This window comes from Rhodococcus sp. MSC1_016 (assembly GCF_023667485.2).
Classification (GTDB): domain Bacteria; phylum Actinomycetota; class Actinomycetes; order Mycobacteriales; family Mycobacteriaceae; genus Rhodococcus_F; species Rhodococcus_F oxybenzonivorans.
In genome coordinates this window covers 1,611,486-1,628,990 of sequence record NZ_JAMOZI020000001.1, presented here as the reverse complement: position 1 = coordinate 1,628,990, position 17,505 = coordinate 1,611,486, and the positions used below count along the sequence as shown (strand labels likewise).

The window sequence follows — 17,505 nt, the reverse complement described above, 5'->3', positions numbered from 1 at the left end:
CAGTTCTAGCCTTCCTGCTTGACGAGCTGACGTGCTCGGTCACGCGCCCAGCCGTCGGCGGCCAGTACGTCCTCCACGGTAGCCGGTGGCGCCGCCCACTCGTCCGCCTCGGATAGCACGGCGGCGACGGTGCGGACGATGGCCGGGAATCGGATGATCCCGTCCAAGAATGCCTGAGCCGCGACTTCGTTGGCAGCGTTGTAGACGGCGGTGAGGCAACCGCCACGCCTGCCGGCTTCCCGCGCGAGGTCGACAGCAGGGAAGACCGCCGAGTCGAGTGGTTCGAAGTCCCAGCGGGAGGCGCTGGCGAAATCGCACGGGGCGGCAGCTCCTGCGACCCGGTCCGGCCAGCCGAGCGCGAGCGCGATCGGCAGCTTCATATCGGGCGGGCTGGCCTGTGCGAGCGTGGAGCCGTCGGTGAAGGTGACCATCGAGTGCACGATCGACTGCGGGTGAACCGTGACGTCGATGCGGTCGTACGCGATCCCGAACAGCAGGTGGGTCTCGATCAATTCGAGTCCCTTGTTCACCAGCGTCGCGGAGTTCAACGTGTTCATCGGGCCCATCGACCAGGTGGGATGGGAGCCGGCCTGTTCGGGAGTGACCGAGTCGAGTTGCTGAGCGGACCATCCCCGGAAGGGACCGCCCGAGGCCGTGAGAACGAGGCGGGCCACCTCGTCGGCGCTGCCTCCCCGCAGGCACTGGGCGAGCGCGGAATGTTCGGAGTCCACGGGCACGATCTGGCCGGGGGCCGCGGCGGCGGTGACAAGCGGCCCGCCCGCTACGAGGGACTCCTTGTTCGCGAGCGCGAGCCGCGCGCCGGACTCCAGGGCGGCCAGGGTCGGTTCCAGACCGAGGGAGCCGACGAGGGCGTTGAGGACGACGTCCGCTTCGGTGTTCTTCACCAGTTCGGTGACCGCGCCCGGACCGCTCAACACTCCCGGCCGATCGAGTGTGGCAGCGGCCCCCGGATCGGCGACTGCGACGGATGTCACAGCCGTTTCGGCGATCTGCCGTGCCAGAAGGTCGACATTTCCACCACCGGCGGCGAGGCCGACAACGGAGAACTTGCCGGGGTTGGCCGCGATCACCTCCAACGCCTGGGTGCCGATCGAACCTGTGCTGCCGAGCAGCAGGACGCGGGTGGGCCTGGTTTCATCCACCCAGCCATTGTTCCTGATCGAACAGCGGTCGCCCGCCATGGATGGCCCCGGTACATACGACGGACGGTCGTATGTCACGATATGGCGAGTAGCGCAACCGAATCTGCAGGAGGATCGATCGTGGCCGGTACCCAGTTGGAGCCCTCGTCCAGCGACCCCGTCGTGGCCGCACACGTCGATACGGCCGAGGTCCCGTCGGCGGCATGGGGCTGGAGTGGTGAAGCGCCCAAGACGTTCCGCTTTCTCGGCTGGTTTTTCGCGCTGTTCCTGCTGCTGATGATCATCGGTAACCACACCGGCCGGGTCGAGGACCTGTGGCTGGTCGGCTGCGCAGGCCTCATGGTCGTCGTGCTGGTCCGCGACATTCTCCAGCGGCGCAAGCCCCGGTAAACCCCCGCTTTCCACGAAAACCCCTCGACCGAAGTCCTCGGCGAGGGGTTTTCGCGTGCCTGTTGTCGCTACTCGTGGCGGCGAATCAGTTTTCGGCGGCGAGTTGGCCGCACGCCGCGGCGATCTCCTGCCCCCGGGTGTCCCGCACGGTGCAGGACACACCTTGCGCGATGACGCGGCGAACGAATTCCTTCTCCACCGGCTTGGGGCTGGCATCCCATTCGCTGCCCGGTGTGGGGTTGAGCGGGATGAGGTTCACGTGCACGAGGGGACCGAGAGCCTTGCGCAGCTTCTTGCCCAGCAGGTCCGCTCGCCACGGCTGGTCGTTGACGTCCCGGATCAAGGCGTACTCGATCGAAACGCGTCTGCCCGACTTGTCCGCGTAGTAGCGGGCGGCATCGAGGACCTCGGCTACCGACCACCGGTTGTTCACAGGCACCAGGGTGTCGCGAAGTTCGTCGTCGGGTGTGTGCAAGGACACCGCGAGGGTGACGCTCAAATTCTCGTCGGCGAGCTTGCGGATGGCAGGCGCCAGTCCGACCGTCGACACCGTCACCGAACGCTGCGACAACCCGAGGCCCTCGGGCGGCGGGGAAGTGATACGACGCACTGCCGCGACGACCCGCTTGTAATTGGCGAGCGGCTCCCCCATACCCATGAACACCACATTCGACAGGCGCCCCGAACCTCCGGCAACCTCACCGTCGCGCAGGGATGCGGCTGCGGCCCGCACCTGGTCGACGATCTCGGCAGTCGACAGGTTGCGTTGCAGACCGCCCTGGCCGGTCGCGCAGAACGGACACGCCATTCCGCACCCGGCCTGACTCGAGATACACAGGGTCGCACGGTCGGGGTATCGCATCAGAACACTCTCGAGAAGTGTTCCGTCGTTCGCCTTCCACAGCGTCTTCCGGGTATCTCCACCGTCACACGCCAGATGTTTGACGGGTGTCAGCAGCGTCGGGAAGAGGGCGGCCCCCACCTGCTCCCGGACCGCAGCCGGAAGATCGGTCATCCTCTCCGGATCCGCCTCCAAGCGCGCGTAGTACTGCCGGGCCAGCTGGTCGGCACGGAAACCGGGCAGACCCAGTTCCTGGACGACCTTCCGGCGTTCGGCGGAGTCGAGGTCCGCGAGATGCCGGGGCGGCATCCCGCGCCGGGGCGCGGTGAACACGAGGGGGAGCGAGACAGCCATAGTTTTCCCATTGTCCCATTGATTCGGCGGCCGATGTCGCGCGGATACGTGATCGACGCCATTCCGCCGTCCGATGCGGGTGCAGAACCGCGCCGAGTGGGTGAAGATCGAGTTATGTCGACAACACCGGACGACCCCTCGCAATCCCCTACGGATGTCCCGGCCGGCGGTGGCCCTGTCGGCGGGCCCACGCCTGGCGATCCGCCTTACCCGGACACCACCCACCCAGGACCCCAGCATCCGGACGTCGCACGAAAGAAGGGCATCAGACACACCAGGGCGGGCGCGACCTGGACCGGCCTCGTCATCGGAATCATCGTTCTCGTACTGCTTCTCGTGTTCATCCTGCAGAACCTCGACAGCGCAACACTCGAACTGTTCGCCTGGGAGTTCACGCTTCCGCTCGGCGTGTCGTTGTTGCTGGCGTCGATCGCCGGCGCCGTGATCATGGCCCTCGCCGGGGGGGTCCGGATCATCCAGATCCGGCGAGCGGCAAACCGGCAGCAACGCCTGAACACTAATTACTGACTGAACAATAGTTACGCAAGTGGATCGGGTCGGCGCCGACCGCGCATGATGGTTGTCGTGGATATCACCGGAACGGTACGACTGTGAAGGCCGACATGGAGACGACTGTGGCACCGCGCATCGCTGCCGAGCAGGCGCGATCCTGGCTGCTGGTTCCCGCCGGCAAGCCCGAAGGTTTCGAGGCGGCGCATGCGAGCGCCGCGGACGCCGTCATCCTCGACCTCGAGGACGCCGTCACCCCCGACCGTAAGCCTCGCGCGCGCGCCGACGTGGTCGCCTGGCTCGGCGAGAATCGGCGGGCGTGGGTCCGCATCAACGATGCGACCACCCCTTTCTGGGCCGACGACCTCGCGGCACTGAACCACGTTCCAGGACTCGAGGGCGTCATGCTCGCCAAGACCGAGAGTGGAATGCAGGTCGACGCCACCGCCGATCGCCTTCCCGCCGGGACCAAGGTGCTCGCTCTCGTCGAATCCGCCATGGGTCTCGAAGCTGCGCCGGAGATCGCTCGCGCCGAGGCGACTTTCCGGCTCGCCTTCGGTAGCGGCGACTTCCGGCGCGACACGGGGATGGACGATTCGCCGCTGGCCATGGCCTATCCGCGCGCACGGCTGACGATCGCGAGCCGCGCCGCCCGGATCGCCGCACCGATCGACGGGCCTACCCTCGGTTCGGACGTCGAGGCGCTGGTGCGCGCGTCGGCGCTCACGCTGTCGATGGGAATGACCGGGAAGCTGTGCATGACCATCGCTCAGACGGCGTCCGTGAATGATGCGCTCAGCCCCTCCCCCGCCGAAGCCGAGTGGGCGATGGATGTGATCGCCGACCTCGGCGAAGACGGATCGCGGGTACGCGATGGTAGTGACCTGCCCAAACTCGCGAAGGCGAAGAAGATTCACGCGCTCGCGAAGCTGTTCCACATCGCGCCGCGTCGGTAATCATTAAGTGCGCGGTCCTTCCAGCCCGGCCGGCTTTCGGCGAATATGCACGCGGTAGCGCACGTCGACGGCCAGGCCGGGCGTCTGCCCATAGGCTTTCGCCGCCGTGCTTCGGGTGAACTCGATGCCCAGGACTCGGCGCAGCGACTCCCGATCCGGGAACAGCCACCGCGTCTGAACCCGGGTCAGGTCGAACCCCTGCGCCGCGAAGAAGGCTTCGACCGCGGCCGGTCTGTAGTGCGGCATGTCGGCACGCATCCATGCACCGTAGGGCTCCGCCGTCGCGTCGAGATCGATGACTGCGAGCGCTCCTCCCGGTCGGAGCACCCGCATCGCCTCGAGTATTCCCGGTCCGCATCCTGGGCCGAAGAAGTAGGCGGTTCGGGCGTGCACCAGGTCGACGCTCGAGTCTCCGAGGGGAATCTGCTCGGCCGATCCGGCGAGTATTCGCACGTGGGACAGGCCGGAGACCCGCTGCCGGGCGAGGTCGAGTAGAGGCGGATGCGGTTCGACGCCGATCACGGTGCTCGCTGCTTCGGCGAAGACCGGAAGATGAAAACCGGAACCGCAGCCGATGTCGACGACGGTCTTGCCTCCCCAGTCCAGGATGGACCGTAGATGCCGGAACAGCGCACCCTCGACGTCCTGCGCCCGGTTCTCGAGCTCGTAGGTGTCGGGCCAGTGCCAGATGTTGGGGCTGGGAATGGTCACGGCCGGTCGGTCACACGAGGACCGTGAGCACCAGCCACGTCACGAACGCCGACGGCAGCAGGGAATCGAGACGGTCCATGATTCCGCCGTGTCCGGGAAGCAGGGTGCCCATGTCCTTGATCCGCAGTTCACGTTTCACCTGGGATTCGATGAGGTCACCGAGCGTGGCCGTGACCACCAGGACCACGCCGAGCAGTACACCGATCATCGGGTTCTCGCCGAGGATGAGGGTGACCGTGAGCAGACTGCCGATCACACAGAACAGCAGGGAACCGAAGAAACCCTCCCACGACTTCTTCGGGCTGATCGCCGGCACCATCGGGTGCTTACCGAAGAGAACTCCGGCGGCGTAACCACCGACGTCGGAGCAGACCACTCCGATCATGAGGCAGAGCACCCGGCCCGCCCCGTCGTCCTGCAACACCATCAGCACCGCGAACGAGGCCAGAAGGGGAATCCACGCGGCCACGAAAACGGTGATCGCCGTGTCCCGCAGGTAATTTCGTGGGGTCGCCTTGAGTCCGTGGTCGAACAGGCGCCACACCATGCACACCAGAGCGGTTCCCGCGAACGCGCTGAGCACACCCTCCGGGCCGAATGGCCAGCCCAGCCACAGTACGGCTTGCCCGCCCACGAGCAACGGTATCCGAGGCGCGCTGATGTCCGCTTCCCGCAACCGCTTGGTGACCTCCCAGGTGGCCACGGCCATCGCGACGGACACGACACCGATCCACACCAGCGGTACGTACACGAGTATCAGGATCAGCGAGACACCGAGGCCGACGCCGACAGCGATCGCGGCGGGAAGATTCCTTCCCGCCTTCGATCCTGTGGCCGGGGGCACCTCCGACTGTGCGGGGCGCGTTCCCTCCGACTGCGCGGAAGGCTCGCCCTCGGACGTTGGCCCCCCTGGCGTCCCGTGTTCTGTTGGCACGGTCACTGTCCCCGATCCACTCCTCGTCCCGCGCTCAAACCTCGAGCAACTCGGCTTCCTTGTGCTTCACCAGCTCATCGATCTGCGCGACGTAACGAGCAGTCGTCTTGTCGAGTTCCTTCTCGGCGCGCCCGACCTCGTCCTCGCCGGCCTCACCGTCCTTCTGGATGCGGGACAGTTCGTCCATCGCCTTGCGGCGCACGTTGCGCACCGACACCTTCGCGTCCTCGCCCTTCGCCTTCGCCTGCTTCACGAGTTCACGGCGGCGTTCCTCCGTGAGCTGCGGCACGGAAATGCGGATCAGGTTGCCGTCGTTGGACGGGTTGACGCCCAGATCGGAGTTACGGATCGCGTTCTCGATCGGGCCGAGCTGAGAGGCCTCATAGGGCTTGACCACCACGAGCCGCGCCTCCGGGACGTTGATGCTGGCCAGCTGTGTGATCGGGGTGAACGCACCGTAGTAGTCGATACCGATCCGCGAGAACATTCCAGGGTTCGCCCGGCCCGTCCGGATGGAACCCAGGTCATCCTTGGCCACCGTGACAGCCTTCTCCATCTTCTCCTCGGCTTCGAAGAGAGCTTCATCAATCACGGCTGTTCCTCCATGTCATTCTGCATCGATTCGTCATGACTTGACGAGCGTTCCGATCTTCTCACCAGATACTGCCCTGGCAATATTGCCCTCGGTGAGCAGATTGAACACCATGATCGGCATTTCGTTGTCCATGCAGAGACTGAATGCGGTCGCATCGGCCACCTTGAGTCCCTGTTCGATGACCTCGCGGTGGGTGATCTGCGTGTACATCGTCGCGGTGGGGTCGAGATTGGGGTCCGCTGTGAATACGCCGTCGACCGCCTTCGCCATCAGCACCACCTCGGCGCCGATCTCGAGAGCCCGTTGAGCAGCCGTCGTGTCGGTCGAGAAATAGGGCATTCCCATCCCCGCCCCGAAGATCACGACGCGACCCTTCTCCAGATGACGCTGCGCGCGCAGCGGAATGTACGGCTCGGCCACCTGCCCCATGGTGATCGCTGTCTGCACGCGGCTGTCGACGCCTTCCTTCTCCAGGAAATCCTGAAGGGCAAGGCAATTCATCACGGTGCCGAGCATGCCCATGTAGTCGGAACGAGCACGGTCGAGGCCTCGCTGCTGCAGTTCGGCACCGCGGAAGAAGTTTCCGCCGCCTATCACTACCGCCACCTGCACGCCGGACCGCACGACCCCGGCGATTTGTTCGGCGACCTTGGTCACCACGTCAGGGTCCAGGCCGACCTTCCCGCCACCGAACATTTCGCCACCGAGTTTGAGAAGGACTCGATGAAATCCTGGACGTTCGCTGGCTGGTTCGGACATTGCTCTCCTCGGTTCATCCGCACTCGTCGGTTCCACTACAGCCGAGCGGACCGACGGGCCGGCTCGACACCTACAGACGGCCATCCTCATCCTGCCTCATCGAGGCAGTGGCGGCACACGTAGACCCCGCCGGGCGAGCGCACTCGTCCGACGGGGTCATACGACTGACACGACTAGCTCGAAGAACCGACCTCGAAGCGTACGAAACGCTTGATCGTCACGCCGGCCTCGTCGAGGATCGCCTTCACGGACTTCTTGGAATCCTGAACCGAGGACTGCTCGGTCAGCACGACGTCCTTGAAGTATCCGTTGACACGGCCTTCGATGATCTTCGGCAGCGCCTGCTCGGGCTTGCCCTCCGCGCGGGCGGTCTCTTCGGCGATGTGGCGCTCGTTGGCGACGATGTCCTCGGGGACCTCGTCGCGCGTCACGTACTTGGCCTTGAGCGCAGCAACCTGCATGGCGGCGGCGCGAGCGGCCTCGGCCGCAGCGTCGCCTTCGCCGGTGTACTCGACGAGAACGCCGACGGCGGGCGGCAAGTCGGCACTGCGCTTGTGCAGATACACGGCAACCGGCCCGTCGAAGGACGCGATCTTGCTCAGTTCGAGCTTCTCACCGATCTTCGCGGACTGTTCCTGCACGACGGTGTCGACAGTCTTGCCGTCGAGCTCGAGCGCCTTGAGGGCGTCGATGTCGGCGGGCTTCTCCGCGGCGGCGACCGAAACGATCGACTCGGCCAACTTCAGGAAGTCTTCGTTCTTGGCGACGAAGTCCGTCTCGCAGTTGATCTCGAGCAGGACGCCGTCCTTGGCAACGACCAGGCCCTCGGCCGTGGTGCGCTCCGCACGCTTACCCACATCCTTGGCACCCTTGATGCGCAGCTGCTCGACAGCCTTGTCGAAGTCGCCGTCGGCCTCGGCGAGGGCGTTCTTACAGGCCATCATTCCGGAGCCGGTCAGCTCGCGGAGCCGCTTGACGTCAGCGGCGGTGTAGTTCGCCATGGTGAGCGAGCCTCCTCATATGTCTGTCGGGACGTAAGTCAGGGTAGTACTCGGTGCAGACCGTGAAACGGCCCTGACCACTCGAGCTTCTGGTCAGGGCCGTTGTCATCGGATCAGGCCTCGGTGGCCGGTGCCTCTTCTGCGGGAGCTTCGGCTGCGGGCGCCTCGGCTGCCGGAGCGGCAGCGGCCTCGTCCGCGGGGGTCGCCTGGGACAGCAGTTCCTGCTCCCACTCGGCGAGGGGCTCACCGGCGCCGGCCTCGGGCTTCGCGTCCTTGTCGGCGCTCAGTCCGGCACGGGCCTGCACACCCTCGGCCACTGCGGAAGCGACGACCTTGGTGAGGAGCGCGGCACTGCGGATGGCGTCGTCGTTACCCGGGATCGGGTAGTCGACGAGGTCGGGGTCGCAGTTCGTGTCCAGGATCGCGATGACCGGGATGTTGAGCTTGCGGGCCTCGGCAACCGCCAGGTGCTCCTTGTTGGTGTCGACGACCCACACCGCGGAAGGAACCTTGGCCATGTCGCGGATACCGCCGAGGGTGCGGTCCAGCTTGGTCATCTCACGCGTGAGCATGAGGATTTCCTTCTTGGTGCGTCCCTCGAAGCCACCGCTCTGCTCCATCGACTCGAGTTCCTTGAGGCGGAGCAGACGCTTGTGGACGGTGGTGAAGTTGGTGAGCATGCCGCCGAGCCAACGCTGGTTGACGTAGGGCATCCCGACGCGAGTGGCCTCGGCCGCAATGGACTCCTGGGCCTGCTTCTTGGTGCCGACGAAGAGAACGGTGCCGCCGTGGGCAACGGTCTCCTTGACGAATTCGTACGCCTTGTCGATGTACGTCAGCGTCTGCTGCAAGTCGATGATGTAGATGCCGTTGCGGTCGGTGAAGATGAATCGCTTCATCTTCGGGTTCCAGCGACGGGTCTGGTGACCGAAGTGCGTGCCGCTGTCGAGCAGCTGCTTCATTGTTACAACAGCCATGGCTGTGTATCTCTCTTTCATTGCCGGTTGATGCACAGCACCGGTGATGCTGTGCCCTGACGCCCGTGACCACCGGAACTCACACCGAGATGCGAGACCAGCCGATGGCCGATAACCTGCGCGGGCGCGCGAAGTCGGACTGTGCGAGCACAGACCGCTCGATCAGTGTACGGCCTCGGCGGCGTTCGCCCTAACCGCGCCGCCTCACCCGGGCACACACGCGCCCGTCGCGCAAGTGGTGCCCGCGCATCTGTGGATCGACCCGGACCTGTCCACAGATTCCCCGGGCGCCGGGTTCGGGTCCCCGGACTGCGGCATGGTTCGAGCCGTGACGATGATCGGTGCAACCCTTCGGACGCTGGTGTCGGCAGTCGCCGTCGCCACCATGCTGTGCGCCTCGCTCGTCGCCGCCACGCCCGCTGACGCGGCTCCCACCGCGGAGTTCGATTGGCCGCTCCACCCACGACCACGCGTCGTCCGGGTATTCGACAATCCGGAGCACGACTGGCTTCCCGGTCACCGCGGCGTCGATCTGGGCGGCGTGCCCGATCAGGCGGTGCTCTCTGCGGGGGAAGGGGTAGTGGTATTCGCCGGCACGGTGGCCGGCAAACCCGTCGTGTCCGTCGACCACCTCGGTGGGCTACGCACCACGTACGAACCGGTCACCGCCCGCGTCACCGCCGGTCTCCGGGTAGGCAGGGGAACCGTGCTCGGCACGCTCGAACCCGGGCACCCGGGCTGCATCGCGCCCGTCGCCGCGTGCCTGCACTGGGGCCTTCGCCGCGACCGCGTCTATCTCGACCCGCTGGGTCTGGTCCGGGTGGCACCGATACGGCTCAAACCCGTCGTTCCGCGGTGATCCGGGGACTTACCGCCATTCCGCGACGGCGTGCCGGCCAGCCGACTCGGGGAAGTCGTCGGCCACCATCGCCGCCAGTTCCACGAATGCCTGACGTGTCTGCGGTCGCATGAGGTCGAGATCGACGACCGACCCCTCGGCGAGATGCTCGTCGAAAGGCACCACCTTCACAGCCCGGCAGCGCTGCAGGAAGTGATTGGCCAGCTCCGTCATATCGATTCCGGACGACCCCGGCCTGGCGGCACTGATCACCACGACGGTGCGGGAGACGAGGTGACCGTAACCGTGATGCCCCAGCCAGTCGAGAGTGGCCGCCGCGCTCCGCGCTCCGTCGATCGCGGGCGAGCTGACCAGAACCAACGAATTTGCCAGTTGCAGAACGCCGTTCATCGCAGAGTGCATGATGCCCGTGCCAAAGTCCGTCAAGATGATGTTGTAGTACACCTGCAGGATGTCGATCACGCGGCGGTAGTCGTCCTCGCTGAAGGCCTCGGAGATGGCCGGGTCCTGTTCGCTCGCGAGCACCTCGAGCCGACTCGGCGCCTGCGACGTGTGCGCGCGGACATCCGAATAGCGGCGGATCGTCGACTCTGCCGCAATGAGATCGCGGACCGTCGAATGGGTCTGAAGAGGTACCCGCTGCGCCAGCGTCCCGAAGTCGGGGTTTGCGTCGACAGCGATGACGCAGTCTCCACGCAAGGACGCGAAGGTCGAGCCCAGTCCGATGGTGGTCGTCGTCTTGCCGACACCGCCCTTGAGGGACAGGAACGCTATCCGATAATCCCCCTGAATCGGTTGCCGAATACGGGCGAGGAGTGCGGCGTCGCGCGCTTCCCCCGCGGACTCCCCCGGATTCAGCGTTCCGCCCGTCAGCCGGTGCAGACCCCGCCGCCACCCGCGGGCAGGGGCACGTCGCGGCCGCCTGAGCAGGGCATCCGCCACCAGGTCCTGGTTGCTGATCTGATGCTGGCTCGTCGCCGGAGGGTGTTCGTCCCACGACTGTTGCCCCCACGGATCCGTAGCCGCGGTCCCCCTCGGCGCTTCGCCGCCGTCGTTCAGCCACGCCGGCTGCGGCCCTGTCACGTTTTCGCGGTCCACGATTCCCCCGGGATAGTGCAGAAAAACTGCAGATTCGTGGGGCGACGCTACCAAATGGGCTCAGGCGCGGGGATGCGCCTGATCGTGCACGGCGCGCAACCTCGCCACGGACACATGCGTATACAGCTGAGTAGTGGCCAGGCTCGCGTGACCGAGCAGTTCCTGAACCATGCGCAAATCGGCTCCACCTTCGAGCAGATGCGTTGCCGCAGTGTGCCGGAGACCGTGCGGACCGAGGTCGGGGGCACCGGGTACGGCGGACAGAACCTCGTGAACGGCTGTCCTCGCCTGACGTTGATTCAGCCGCCTCCCGCGCTTCCCGAGCAGCAATGCCTGCCCGGACGCCTCGGTCGCCAGAGCCGGACGGCCGATATGCAGCCAGACGTCCACCGCCTCGGCCGCCGGCTTGCCGTACGGCACGGACCTTTCCTTGTCGCCCTTGCCGATCACACGCAGCAGCCGCCGCTCGCGATCCACCGAGCCGAGGTCCAGCCCGCACAGCTCACCGACCCGAATACCCGTGGCGTAAAGCATTTCGACGATGAGGCGATCACGCAGGGCAAGAGGGTCCTGCTCCCGCGCACCCGTTTCTGCGGCGTCCATGGCGTCGGCAGCCTGCGACTGTCGCAGAACCGCCGGCAACGTCCGGTGCGCTTTCGCCGCGCCCAGCCTGGCGCCCGGATCGAGCGGGATTCGCCTCGTACGTAACAACCAGGCTGTGAAGTTTCGCACGGAGGACGTCCGCCGAGCGAGTGTCGTGCGCGCGACTCCCGCAGCGGACTGGCCGGCCAGCCAGGAGCGCAGCACCCGGATGTCCAATTCCGCGAGTTGTGCGCCGGGGGCTGTCGACAGCCAGTGGTGCATCAGCGATCTCGCGTCCGTGAGGTACGCCTTCACCGTGTGCGGGGAGCGTCCGCGTTCGAGCCCGAGATGCCGCGCGTACTCGTCGAGTACCGTCTCGAGATGCGGCGGCAAGGCGGTACTCATGGTGGCAAGAGTCGCCGTGCGGGGACGACGAGTCAAGCGGCCGCGCCGGTAGAGTTCATTCGTGCAGCGAACGATCTCCATAGTTCAACTCACACTCACCACCTTCATGGCCGGGCTCGGCATCGGCCAATTGGTGGTGGGTCCACTGTCGGATGGTCTGGGTCGACGACGACTTCTCCTTGCGGCCACCGTAGTCACGACGATCGCGGCGATGGTGTGTGCTCTGGCACCGAGCGTCGAAACGTTGATCGCGGCACGACTTTTCCAGGGCCTCAGTGGCGGCGCCGCGATCGTGCTCGCACGTGCCTGCATTGCGGACCGCGCCCGCGGCGACAACGCCGCGCGGCTCTTCAGCATCATGATGATCATCGGCGGGGTCGCGCCCGTTATCGCTCCGCTGATCGGAGGAGCGCTGCTGGGACCGGTCGGCTGGCGGGGAATCTTCTGGGTGCTCGCCGGCGCGGGACTGGTGATGATGCTCGGCGTGCTCACGCTCGTACCGGAAACACTCCCTGTCGAGAAGAGGCACGGAGGCGGTCTCGCGGCTCTCGTCCGGAATCTCCGGTATGTGGTCGACAACCGCGTGTATCTCGGCTATGCGTTGACGTTCATCTTCGGATTCGGCGCACTCTTCGCCTATATTTCCGCTTCACCCTTCGTCGTTCAGAACGTGCTCGGGCTCAGCCCCGGCCAGTTCTCCGTCGTGTTTGCGATCAATGCTTCGGGCATGGTGATTGCCGCGATCGCGAACACGCGCCTGCTCGGCACTTTCCGCGCCCGTCAGCTGCTCGGGTTCGGGGTCACGGCGCTGCTTGTCGGCGGCGCGGTACTGCTCATCGCCGCAACAACGATCGATGCCCCGTCGTGGTGGATGATCCTGGTTCCGTTGTTCGTCTCGGTGGCGAGCATTGGGTTCGTCATGGGAAATGCGACCGCGCTTGCTCAAGGCGAGGTGACCGAGGCATCGGGAACTGGTTCCGCCCTGTTGGGTGCCGGCCAGTTCGGGTTGGCGGCACTCGTCTCCCCGCTGGTCGGAGTCGCCGGCCCCGACAGCGCGGTCCCGATGGCTGTCGCGATTCCGCTCTCGGGCGCCGTCGCGATGCTCGCGCTCGTGCTGCTGACGCGGCGGACGCACACTGCGTAACGTCCGCCGCGAAGATCAGCGCGCGGCGCCCTCGCTGGCGGCGAGTTCGGACTTCCACACGCGGAAGCCTTCCTCGGTGCGCCCGCGACGCCAGTAGCCGGAGATCGATGCGGAGGAGGCCGGCACTCCGCGCTCGTGTCGCACATAGGACCGCAGATTGTGCATGACGGCCTGGGCTTCGCCGTGGATGAAGACCTGCGGATTGCCGGACAACCAGTCGGCGTTCTTCACCGCCTCGATAAGAGGCGCGCTGTCTCCGGACGCGTCGTCACCGATTCGGTCTGCTGTGTCACCGCGGTGTATCCACGCTATGTCGACCCCTGCCGGTGCGTCGAAGCCGACCTCGTCTTCCGGTCCTGCCACCTCGAGGAAGACGTACCCCTTCGCCGCCGCGTCGAGCTTCTCGACCGACGCCGAGATGGCGGGGATCGCGGTCTCGTCGCCGGCGAACAAGTACCAGTCGGCCGCGCTGTCCGGAGCGAAGGCGCCGCCGGGACCCCGAAGCCGCACAATGTCACCCGCCGTGGCGGCTGCCGCCCACGGCCCTGCGACGCCGGCGTCGCCGTGGACCACGAAGTCGATGGCGATCTCCCGCTCGACAGAGTTCACCGAGCGGATCGTGTACGTGCGGAGCGTGGGCCGTTCGCTGGGGCCGAACTCGAGCTTCGCGTAGGCGTCGGTGAATACGTTGGGCACAAAGCTGTCGAATCCCGGGTCACCCAGGAAAACGCGAACCATGTGGGGGGTAAGCCACTCGGTCCGGCGAACGGTCAATGTGGCACTCGGCTTGGCCATACGTCACCTCTCCACTGCACATCAAGTTGGTTAGTCTTACCTAACTACGGTACAGGAGGGGTAACCAACGGCCTCGCACAGCGGGACTCCGACCCGTTTTGAAGAGGATCGGACCCCACCGCTTTCGGCTCTACGAGCCGGACGCAATCAACAAGCTCAACACGTGTGCGACGAAGTTCCGCCACAGATCACCCGCTGATCCCATGTCTCACTCCTTTACGTGATCCCGAACCTTGCCGGTTCGTCTGCGATTGGGAGGTGCGCACTACGAAAGTTGTACCTCAGCTCGTAGCCGATCGGGTGCTTCGACTCGCGCTTCACGTCACCGAACGAAGCGCCGACCATCTTCATCGCTGCCGCGACCACCCCGTGTCGCCGGAGTCCACGAAACCTTCCATTTCGAGCATCGGCAGCACCGCCCGCACCTTCTCGACCGCGATGCCGGAGGCCTCCGACAGCTCTCGCACTCCGCTGGCACCGAGCGCCGGCAACGCCTCGTACACCAGCAACGCATCCCCCGACAGTCCGTCGAGAGCACGCACGGCATCGAGATCGCGTTCGACATCACCATCGACTCCCGCACGCAACCCGATCGGACCTGCCTCGTCGACCACATCCACCGCATTCGCCACCAGACGAGCCTCCCCCTCCCGGATCATGCGATTGCACCCTGTCGAGGACACCGACGTCACCGGCCCCGGCACCGCCATCACCGGGCGCCCGAGCTTGCGCGCCCAACTCGCCGTGTTCCGGGCGCCACTGCGCCACCCTGCCTCCACCACGACGACACCGTCGGACAAGCTCGCCACAAGCCGGTTCCTGGCAAGGAACCGGTACTTCGCCGGTGTCGTCCCCGGCGGATACTCACTGATCACCGCGCCGTTCTGCGCGATCTGGCGCAACAAGCGGGCATGACCGGCCGGATACGCCCGGTCCACTCCGCATGCCAGCACCGCCACGGTCAGACCACCAACACCCAACGCCGCCCGATGCGCGGCGCCATCGATCCCGAACGCCGCCCCCGACACAATGGTCCAACCGTCGACGGCGAGGTCACCCGCCAGCTCTGCAGTGACGTGTTCGCCGTAGCCACTCGCCGCGCGGGTGCCCACAACAGAGATCGCACGTTCAGTCAGCTCGGTCAGCGAACGTGAACCCAGCACCCACAGCGCAAACGGCGCGCCGTCCTCCCGCGACGCCGACAGAGTGTCGAACCCGAGTAGCCGCCACTGTGGCCACTCGTCGTCGTCGGGAGTGATGAGCCGACCACCCATCCCGGTCACCAGATCGAGGTCGTGGTCAGCAGTATCTACGTGCGCCCGCGCAACAGTCTTCTCCCCCAGCAACTCCGACAGATCCCGTTCACGTACCGCGCGCGCAGCCTCCTCCGGTCCCACCTCGTCGACGAGTCGCGACAGCGCCGGGCACGGACCTTGCACCACCTTAGACAGATAGGCCCAGGCCAACCGGCGCGGATCGTGCGCACCCGGCCGATTGTCGGTACCGCCGCGGATCTCCACAGTCATTGAAAACTCCGATCACGAAATCCCAAGGCAGTCACCACTTGCTCCGGTCCGGGCATCGCGAGACCGGCCAGATCGCCTACCGTCCATGCCACCCGCAGTGCCCGATCGGCGCCACGCGCGGTGATCATTCCCTTCTGCAGCGCACGCTCCACCGGTGCAAGTGCGGGCCGGGACAAGCGGAACTTCTGGCGCAGAGCCGGCCCCGGCACCTCCGCGTTGGTACGCCAACCGTGGTCGTACCAGCGCTCCCCAGCCGCGGCGCGGGCATCGGCCACCCGCCGGCGGACGTTCTCGGTGCTCTCACCGACCTCGTCGATGAACGCGCCGGTCGCCACCGCCTGCATCCGCACACGCAGGTCCACACGATCGAGGAGCGGCCCCGACAATTTCCCCAGATACCGCCGCCTCGCCGTCGGAGCGCAGATGCAGTCGGCCTCACGGGCCGGGGCACACGGACACGGGTTCGCGGCGAGGATCAACTGGAAACGAGCGGGGTAGCGCGCCACACCGTCCCGGCGGGCGATCCGCACCTCGCCGTCCTCCAGGGGCGTACGAAGGGCCTCGAGTACCTTGGTGCCGATTTCGGCGAATTCGTCGAGAAACAGCACGCCCCGGTGTGCACGGCTCACGGCGCCCGGCCTCGCGACGCCACTGCCCCCGCCGACGAGAGCGCTGACCGTAGCCGTGTGGTGTGGCGCGATGAAGGGTGGGACGTCGATCAGCGGCCTATCCGGTGGCAGCAGGCCCGCCACCGAGTGAATCGCGGTCACCTCGAGCGACTCGTCTTCGGTCAGCGGTGGCAGTATGCCCGGAAGCCGCTGTGCCAGCATCGTTTTGCCGACTCCGGGTGGACCGGTGAGCATGAGGTGGTGCGCACCCGCCGCAGCAACTTCGATGGCCCAGCGCGCCTCCGCTTGACCGACCACCTCGCTGAGGTCACCGCGCACAGGCTGAATCAGACGCTCCGTCGGTTCGGGATACTCGAGTTCGTACTCGCCGCGCATCCATGCGACAGCGGACCGCAGATCACGCGCGCCCAGGACCTCGATCCCGCTGACGAGTCCGGCCTCGGGCAAGGTCTGCACGGGTACCACGACCGTCGACCATCCCGCGTTCTTGGCCGCGAGAACCGCAGGGAGCACACCGCGCACCGCACGAAGCCGGCCGTCGAGCGCGAGTTCGCCGAGCAACACCGTCTCACGGAGCCGATCCCGCTTGACCTGCTTGGCCGCATCGAGCACCGCCGCCACCAATGCGAGGTCGTATGCGGACCCGACTTTCGGCAAGGTCGCCGGCGACAAGGCCAGGATGACCTTCGAATCCGGCCACTGTTCGCCCGAATTGGTCACGGCGGCGCGAATTCGGTCGCGCGCCTCCTGTAGCGCCGTGTCCGGCAGTCCCACGAGGTGCACGGCCGGAAGACCGCGTCCGATGTCCGCCTCGATTTCCACCAGTTGACCGTCCACCCCCGTCACCGCTACCGAATGCGCGCGCCCCAGCGCCATCAAAACGCGTCCCGGACATGCTCGATCTGTGGTTCCCCGGCACGGTTCACCATGATCGCAACGACATCGAACCGCACCCGGGACCAGTGCCGGCCCGAGTCGCGCAGCCATTCCACCGCCAGCAATCGGATCCTTCGCTGCTTGGAGAACGTCACCGCCTCGGCCGGGCTACCGAAACCGAGACCGCGGCGTGTCTTCACCTCGACGAATACGAGCCAGTCACCCTCTGCTGCAATGAGATCGACCTCCCCGTACCGCGACCGCCAGTTGCGGTCGACGATCTCCATACCCGCATCGGTGAGATACCGGGCCGCCAGATCTTCCCCATGTGCGCCGAGCGCAAGATTGTGCGCCATCGCAGCCTCCGTCGACTCCCCCGGCGGTCCACCGATGCGGACCG

Annotated in this window: 19 protein-coding genes; 5 read left to right on the top strand and 14 right to left on the bottom strand. The window is 66.3% G+C overall.

From position 1 onward, the window contains the following. Positions 1-5 precede the first annotated feature (5 nt). Complete coding sequence (gene dxr, locus L1080_RS07580; protein WP_284707279.1) at positions 6-1,202, bottom strand: 1-deoxy-D-xylulose-5-phosphate reductoisomerase; 1,197 nt, start codon at positions 1,200-1,202, stop codon at positions 6-8. Between the two features lie 81 nt (positions 1,203-1,283). Here dxr and L1080_RS07575 point away from each other — a divergent pair, with 81 nt between their 5' ends. Beyond that, positions 1,284-1,553 carry a DUF2631 domain-containing protein gene (locus L1080_RS07575; RefSeq protein ID WP_201453466.1) on the top strand — a complete coding sequence of 90 codons (270 nt, stop codon included), beginning with the start codon at positions 1,284-1,286 and terminating at the stop codon, positions 1,551-1,553. A gap of 85 nt (positions 1,554-1,638) precedes the next feature. Here the strand turns inward: L1080_RS07575 and rlmN are convergent, their stop codons facing one another. Continuing rightward, entirely contained in the window at positions 1,639-2,748 is a 1,110-nt protein-coding gene (gene rlmN / locus L1080_RS07570; protein ID WP_250764391.1) for a dual-specificity RNA methyltransferase RlmN, read from the bottom strand. Positions 2,749-2,862: 114 nt separating this feature from the next. On the opposite strand from rlmN, the gene L1080_RS07565 reads away from it, so the two are divergent. Continuing rightward, positions 2,863-3,276, top strand: coding sequence for a LapA family protein (locus L1080_RS07565; protein ID WP_159926162.1), 414 nt, complete (start codon positions 2,863-2,865; stop codon positions 3,274-3,276). Positions 3,277-3,359: 83 nt separating this feature from the next. Then, on the top strand, positions 3,360-4,214 hold the full coding sequence (locus tag L1080_RS07560; protein WP_201453465.1) for an HpcH/HpaI aldolase/citrate lyase family protein: 855 nt from the start codon (positions 3,360-3,362) through the stop codon (positions 4,212-4,214). A gap of 3 nt (positions 4,215-4,217) precedes the next feature. Here the strand turns inward: L1080_RS07560 and L1080_RS07555 are convergent, their stop codons facing one another. The 6 genes from L1080_RS07555 to rpsB form a co-directional block, all read right to left on the bottom strand. Beyond that, a complete protein-coding gene (locus tag L1080_RS07555) occupies positions 4,218-4,925 on the bottom strand; it encodes a class I SAM-dependent methyltransferase (protein ID WP_250764397.1) in 708 nt (235 codons plus the stop codon). Positions 4,926-4,935: 10 nt separating this feature from the next. Continuing rightward, on the bottom strand, positions 4,936-5,865 hold the full coding sequence (locus L1080_RS07550; protein WP_374432504.1) for a phosphatidate cytidylyltransferase: 930 nt from the start codon (positions 5,863-5,865) through the stop codon (positions 4,936-4,938). A gap of 28 nt (positions 5,866-5,893) precedes the next feature. Continuing rightward, positions 5,894-6,451, bottom strand: coding sequence for a ribosome recycling factor (gene frr / locus L1080_RS07545; protein ID WP_109330917.1), 558 nt, complete (start codon positions 6,449-6,451; stop codon positions 5,894-5,896). Between the two features lie 33 nt (positions 6,452-6,484). Next, the gene (gene pyrH, locus L1080_RS07540; protein ID WP_109330919.1) at positions 6,485-7,213 is read right to left on the bottom strand and encodes a UMP kinase; all 729 of its coding nucleotides are present in this window, start codon (positions 7,211-7,213) and stop codon (positions 6,485-6,487) included. 173 nt (positions 7,214-7,386) lie between these two features. Beyond that, positions 7,387-8,214: a translation elongation factor Ts gene (tsf, locus tag L1080_RS07535; RefSeq protein WP_109330921.1), complete on the bottom strand. Its 828-nt coding sequence runs from the start codon at positions 8,212-8,214 to the stop codon at positions 7,387-7,389. Positions 8,215-8,327: 113 nt separating this feature from the next. Further along, entirely contained in the window at positions 8,328-9,191 is an 864-nt protein-coding gene (rpsB, locus tag L1080_RS07530; protein WP_159926156.1) for a 30S ribosomal protein S2, read from the bottom strand. A 334-nt stretch (positions 9,192-9,525) separates the two neighbouring features. Here rpsB and L1080_RS07525 point away from each other — a divergent pair, with 334 nt between their 5' ends. Next, positions 9,526-10,050, top strand: a complete 525-nt coding sequence (locus tag L1080_RS07525; protein ID WP_374432553.1) for a M23 family metallopeptidase — start codon at positions 9,526-9,528, stop codon at positions 10,048-10,050. A gap of 9 nt (positions 10,051-10,059) precedes the next feature. Here L1080_RS07525 and L1080_RS07520 read toward each other — a convergent pair whose 3' ends face one another. Continuing rightward, positions 10,060-11,133: a MinD/ParA family ATP-binding protein gene (locus tag L1080_RS07520; protein WP_250764413.1), complete on the bottom strand. Its 1,074-nt coding sequence runs from the start codon at positions 11,131-11,133 to the stop codon at positions 10,060-10,062. A gap of 75 nt (positions 11,134-11,208) precedes the next feature. Then, a complete protein-coding gene (locus tag L1080_RS07515; RefSeq protein WP_250764415.1) occupies positions 11,209-12,135 on the bottom strand; it encodes a tyrosine recombinase XerC in 927 nt (308 codons plus the stop codon). Positions 12,136-12,196: 61 nt separating this feature from the next. Here L1080_RS07515 and L1080_RS07510 point away from each other — a divergent pair, with 61 nt between their 5' ends. Next, the gene (locus L1080_RS07510) at positions 12,197-13,279 is read left to right on the top strand and encodes a multidrug effflux MFS transporter (RefSeq protein WP_268962527.1); all 1,083 of its coding nucleotides are present in this window, start codon (positions 12,197-12,199) and stop codon (positions 13,277-13,279) included. 15 nt (positions 13,280-13,294) lie between these two features. On the opposite strand, the gene L1080_RS07505 is transcribed toward L1080_RS07510, so the two are convergent. From L1080_RS07505 to L1080_RS07490, 4 genes are all read right to left on the bottom strand, one after another. Beyond that, on the bottom strand, positions 13,295-14,074 hold the full coding sequence (locus L1080_RS07505) for a siderophore-interacting protein (protein ID WP_250764420.1): 780 nt from the start codon (positions 14,072-14,074) through the stop codon (positions 13,295-13,297). Positions 14,075-14,421: 347 nt separating this feature from the next. Beyond that, the gene (dprA, locus tag L1080_RS07500; protein WP_159926150.1) at positions 14,422-15,600 is read right to left on the bottom strand and encodes a DNA-processing protein DprA; all 1,179 of its coding nucleotides are present in this window, start codon (positions 15,598-15,600) and stop codon (positions 14,422-14,424) included. Further along, positions 15,597-17,105, bottom strand: a complete 1,509-nt coding sequence (locus tag L1080_RS07495) for a YifB family Mg chelatase-like AAA ATPase (RefSeq protein ID WP_250764423.1) — start codon at positions 17,103-17,105, stop codon at positions 15,597-15,599. Before L1080_RS07495 ends, dprA begins: the two co-directional genes overlap by 4 nt. Then, positions 17,105-17,461 (bottom strand): YraN family protein, encoded by a 357-nt coding sequence (locus L1080_RS07490; protein ID WP_250764426.1) that lies wholly within the window; start codon positions 17,459-17,461, stop codon positions 17,105-17,107. The genes L1080_RS07495 and L1080_RS07490 overlap by 1 nt, the downstream gene beginning before the upstream one ends. Positions 17,462-17,505 lie beyond the last annotated feature (44 nt).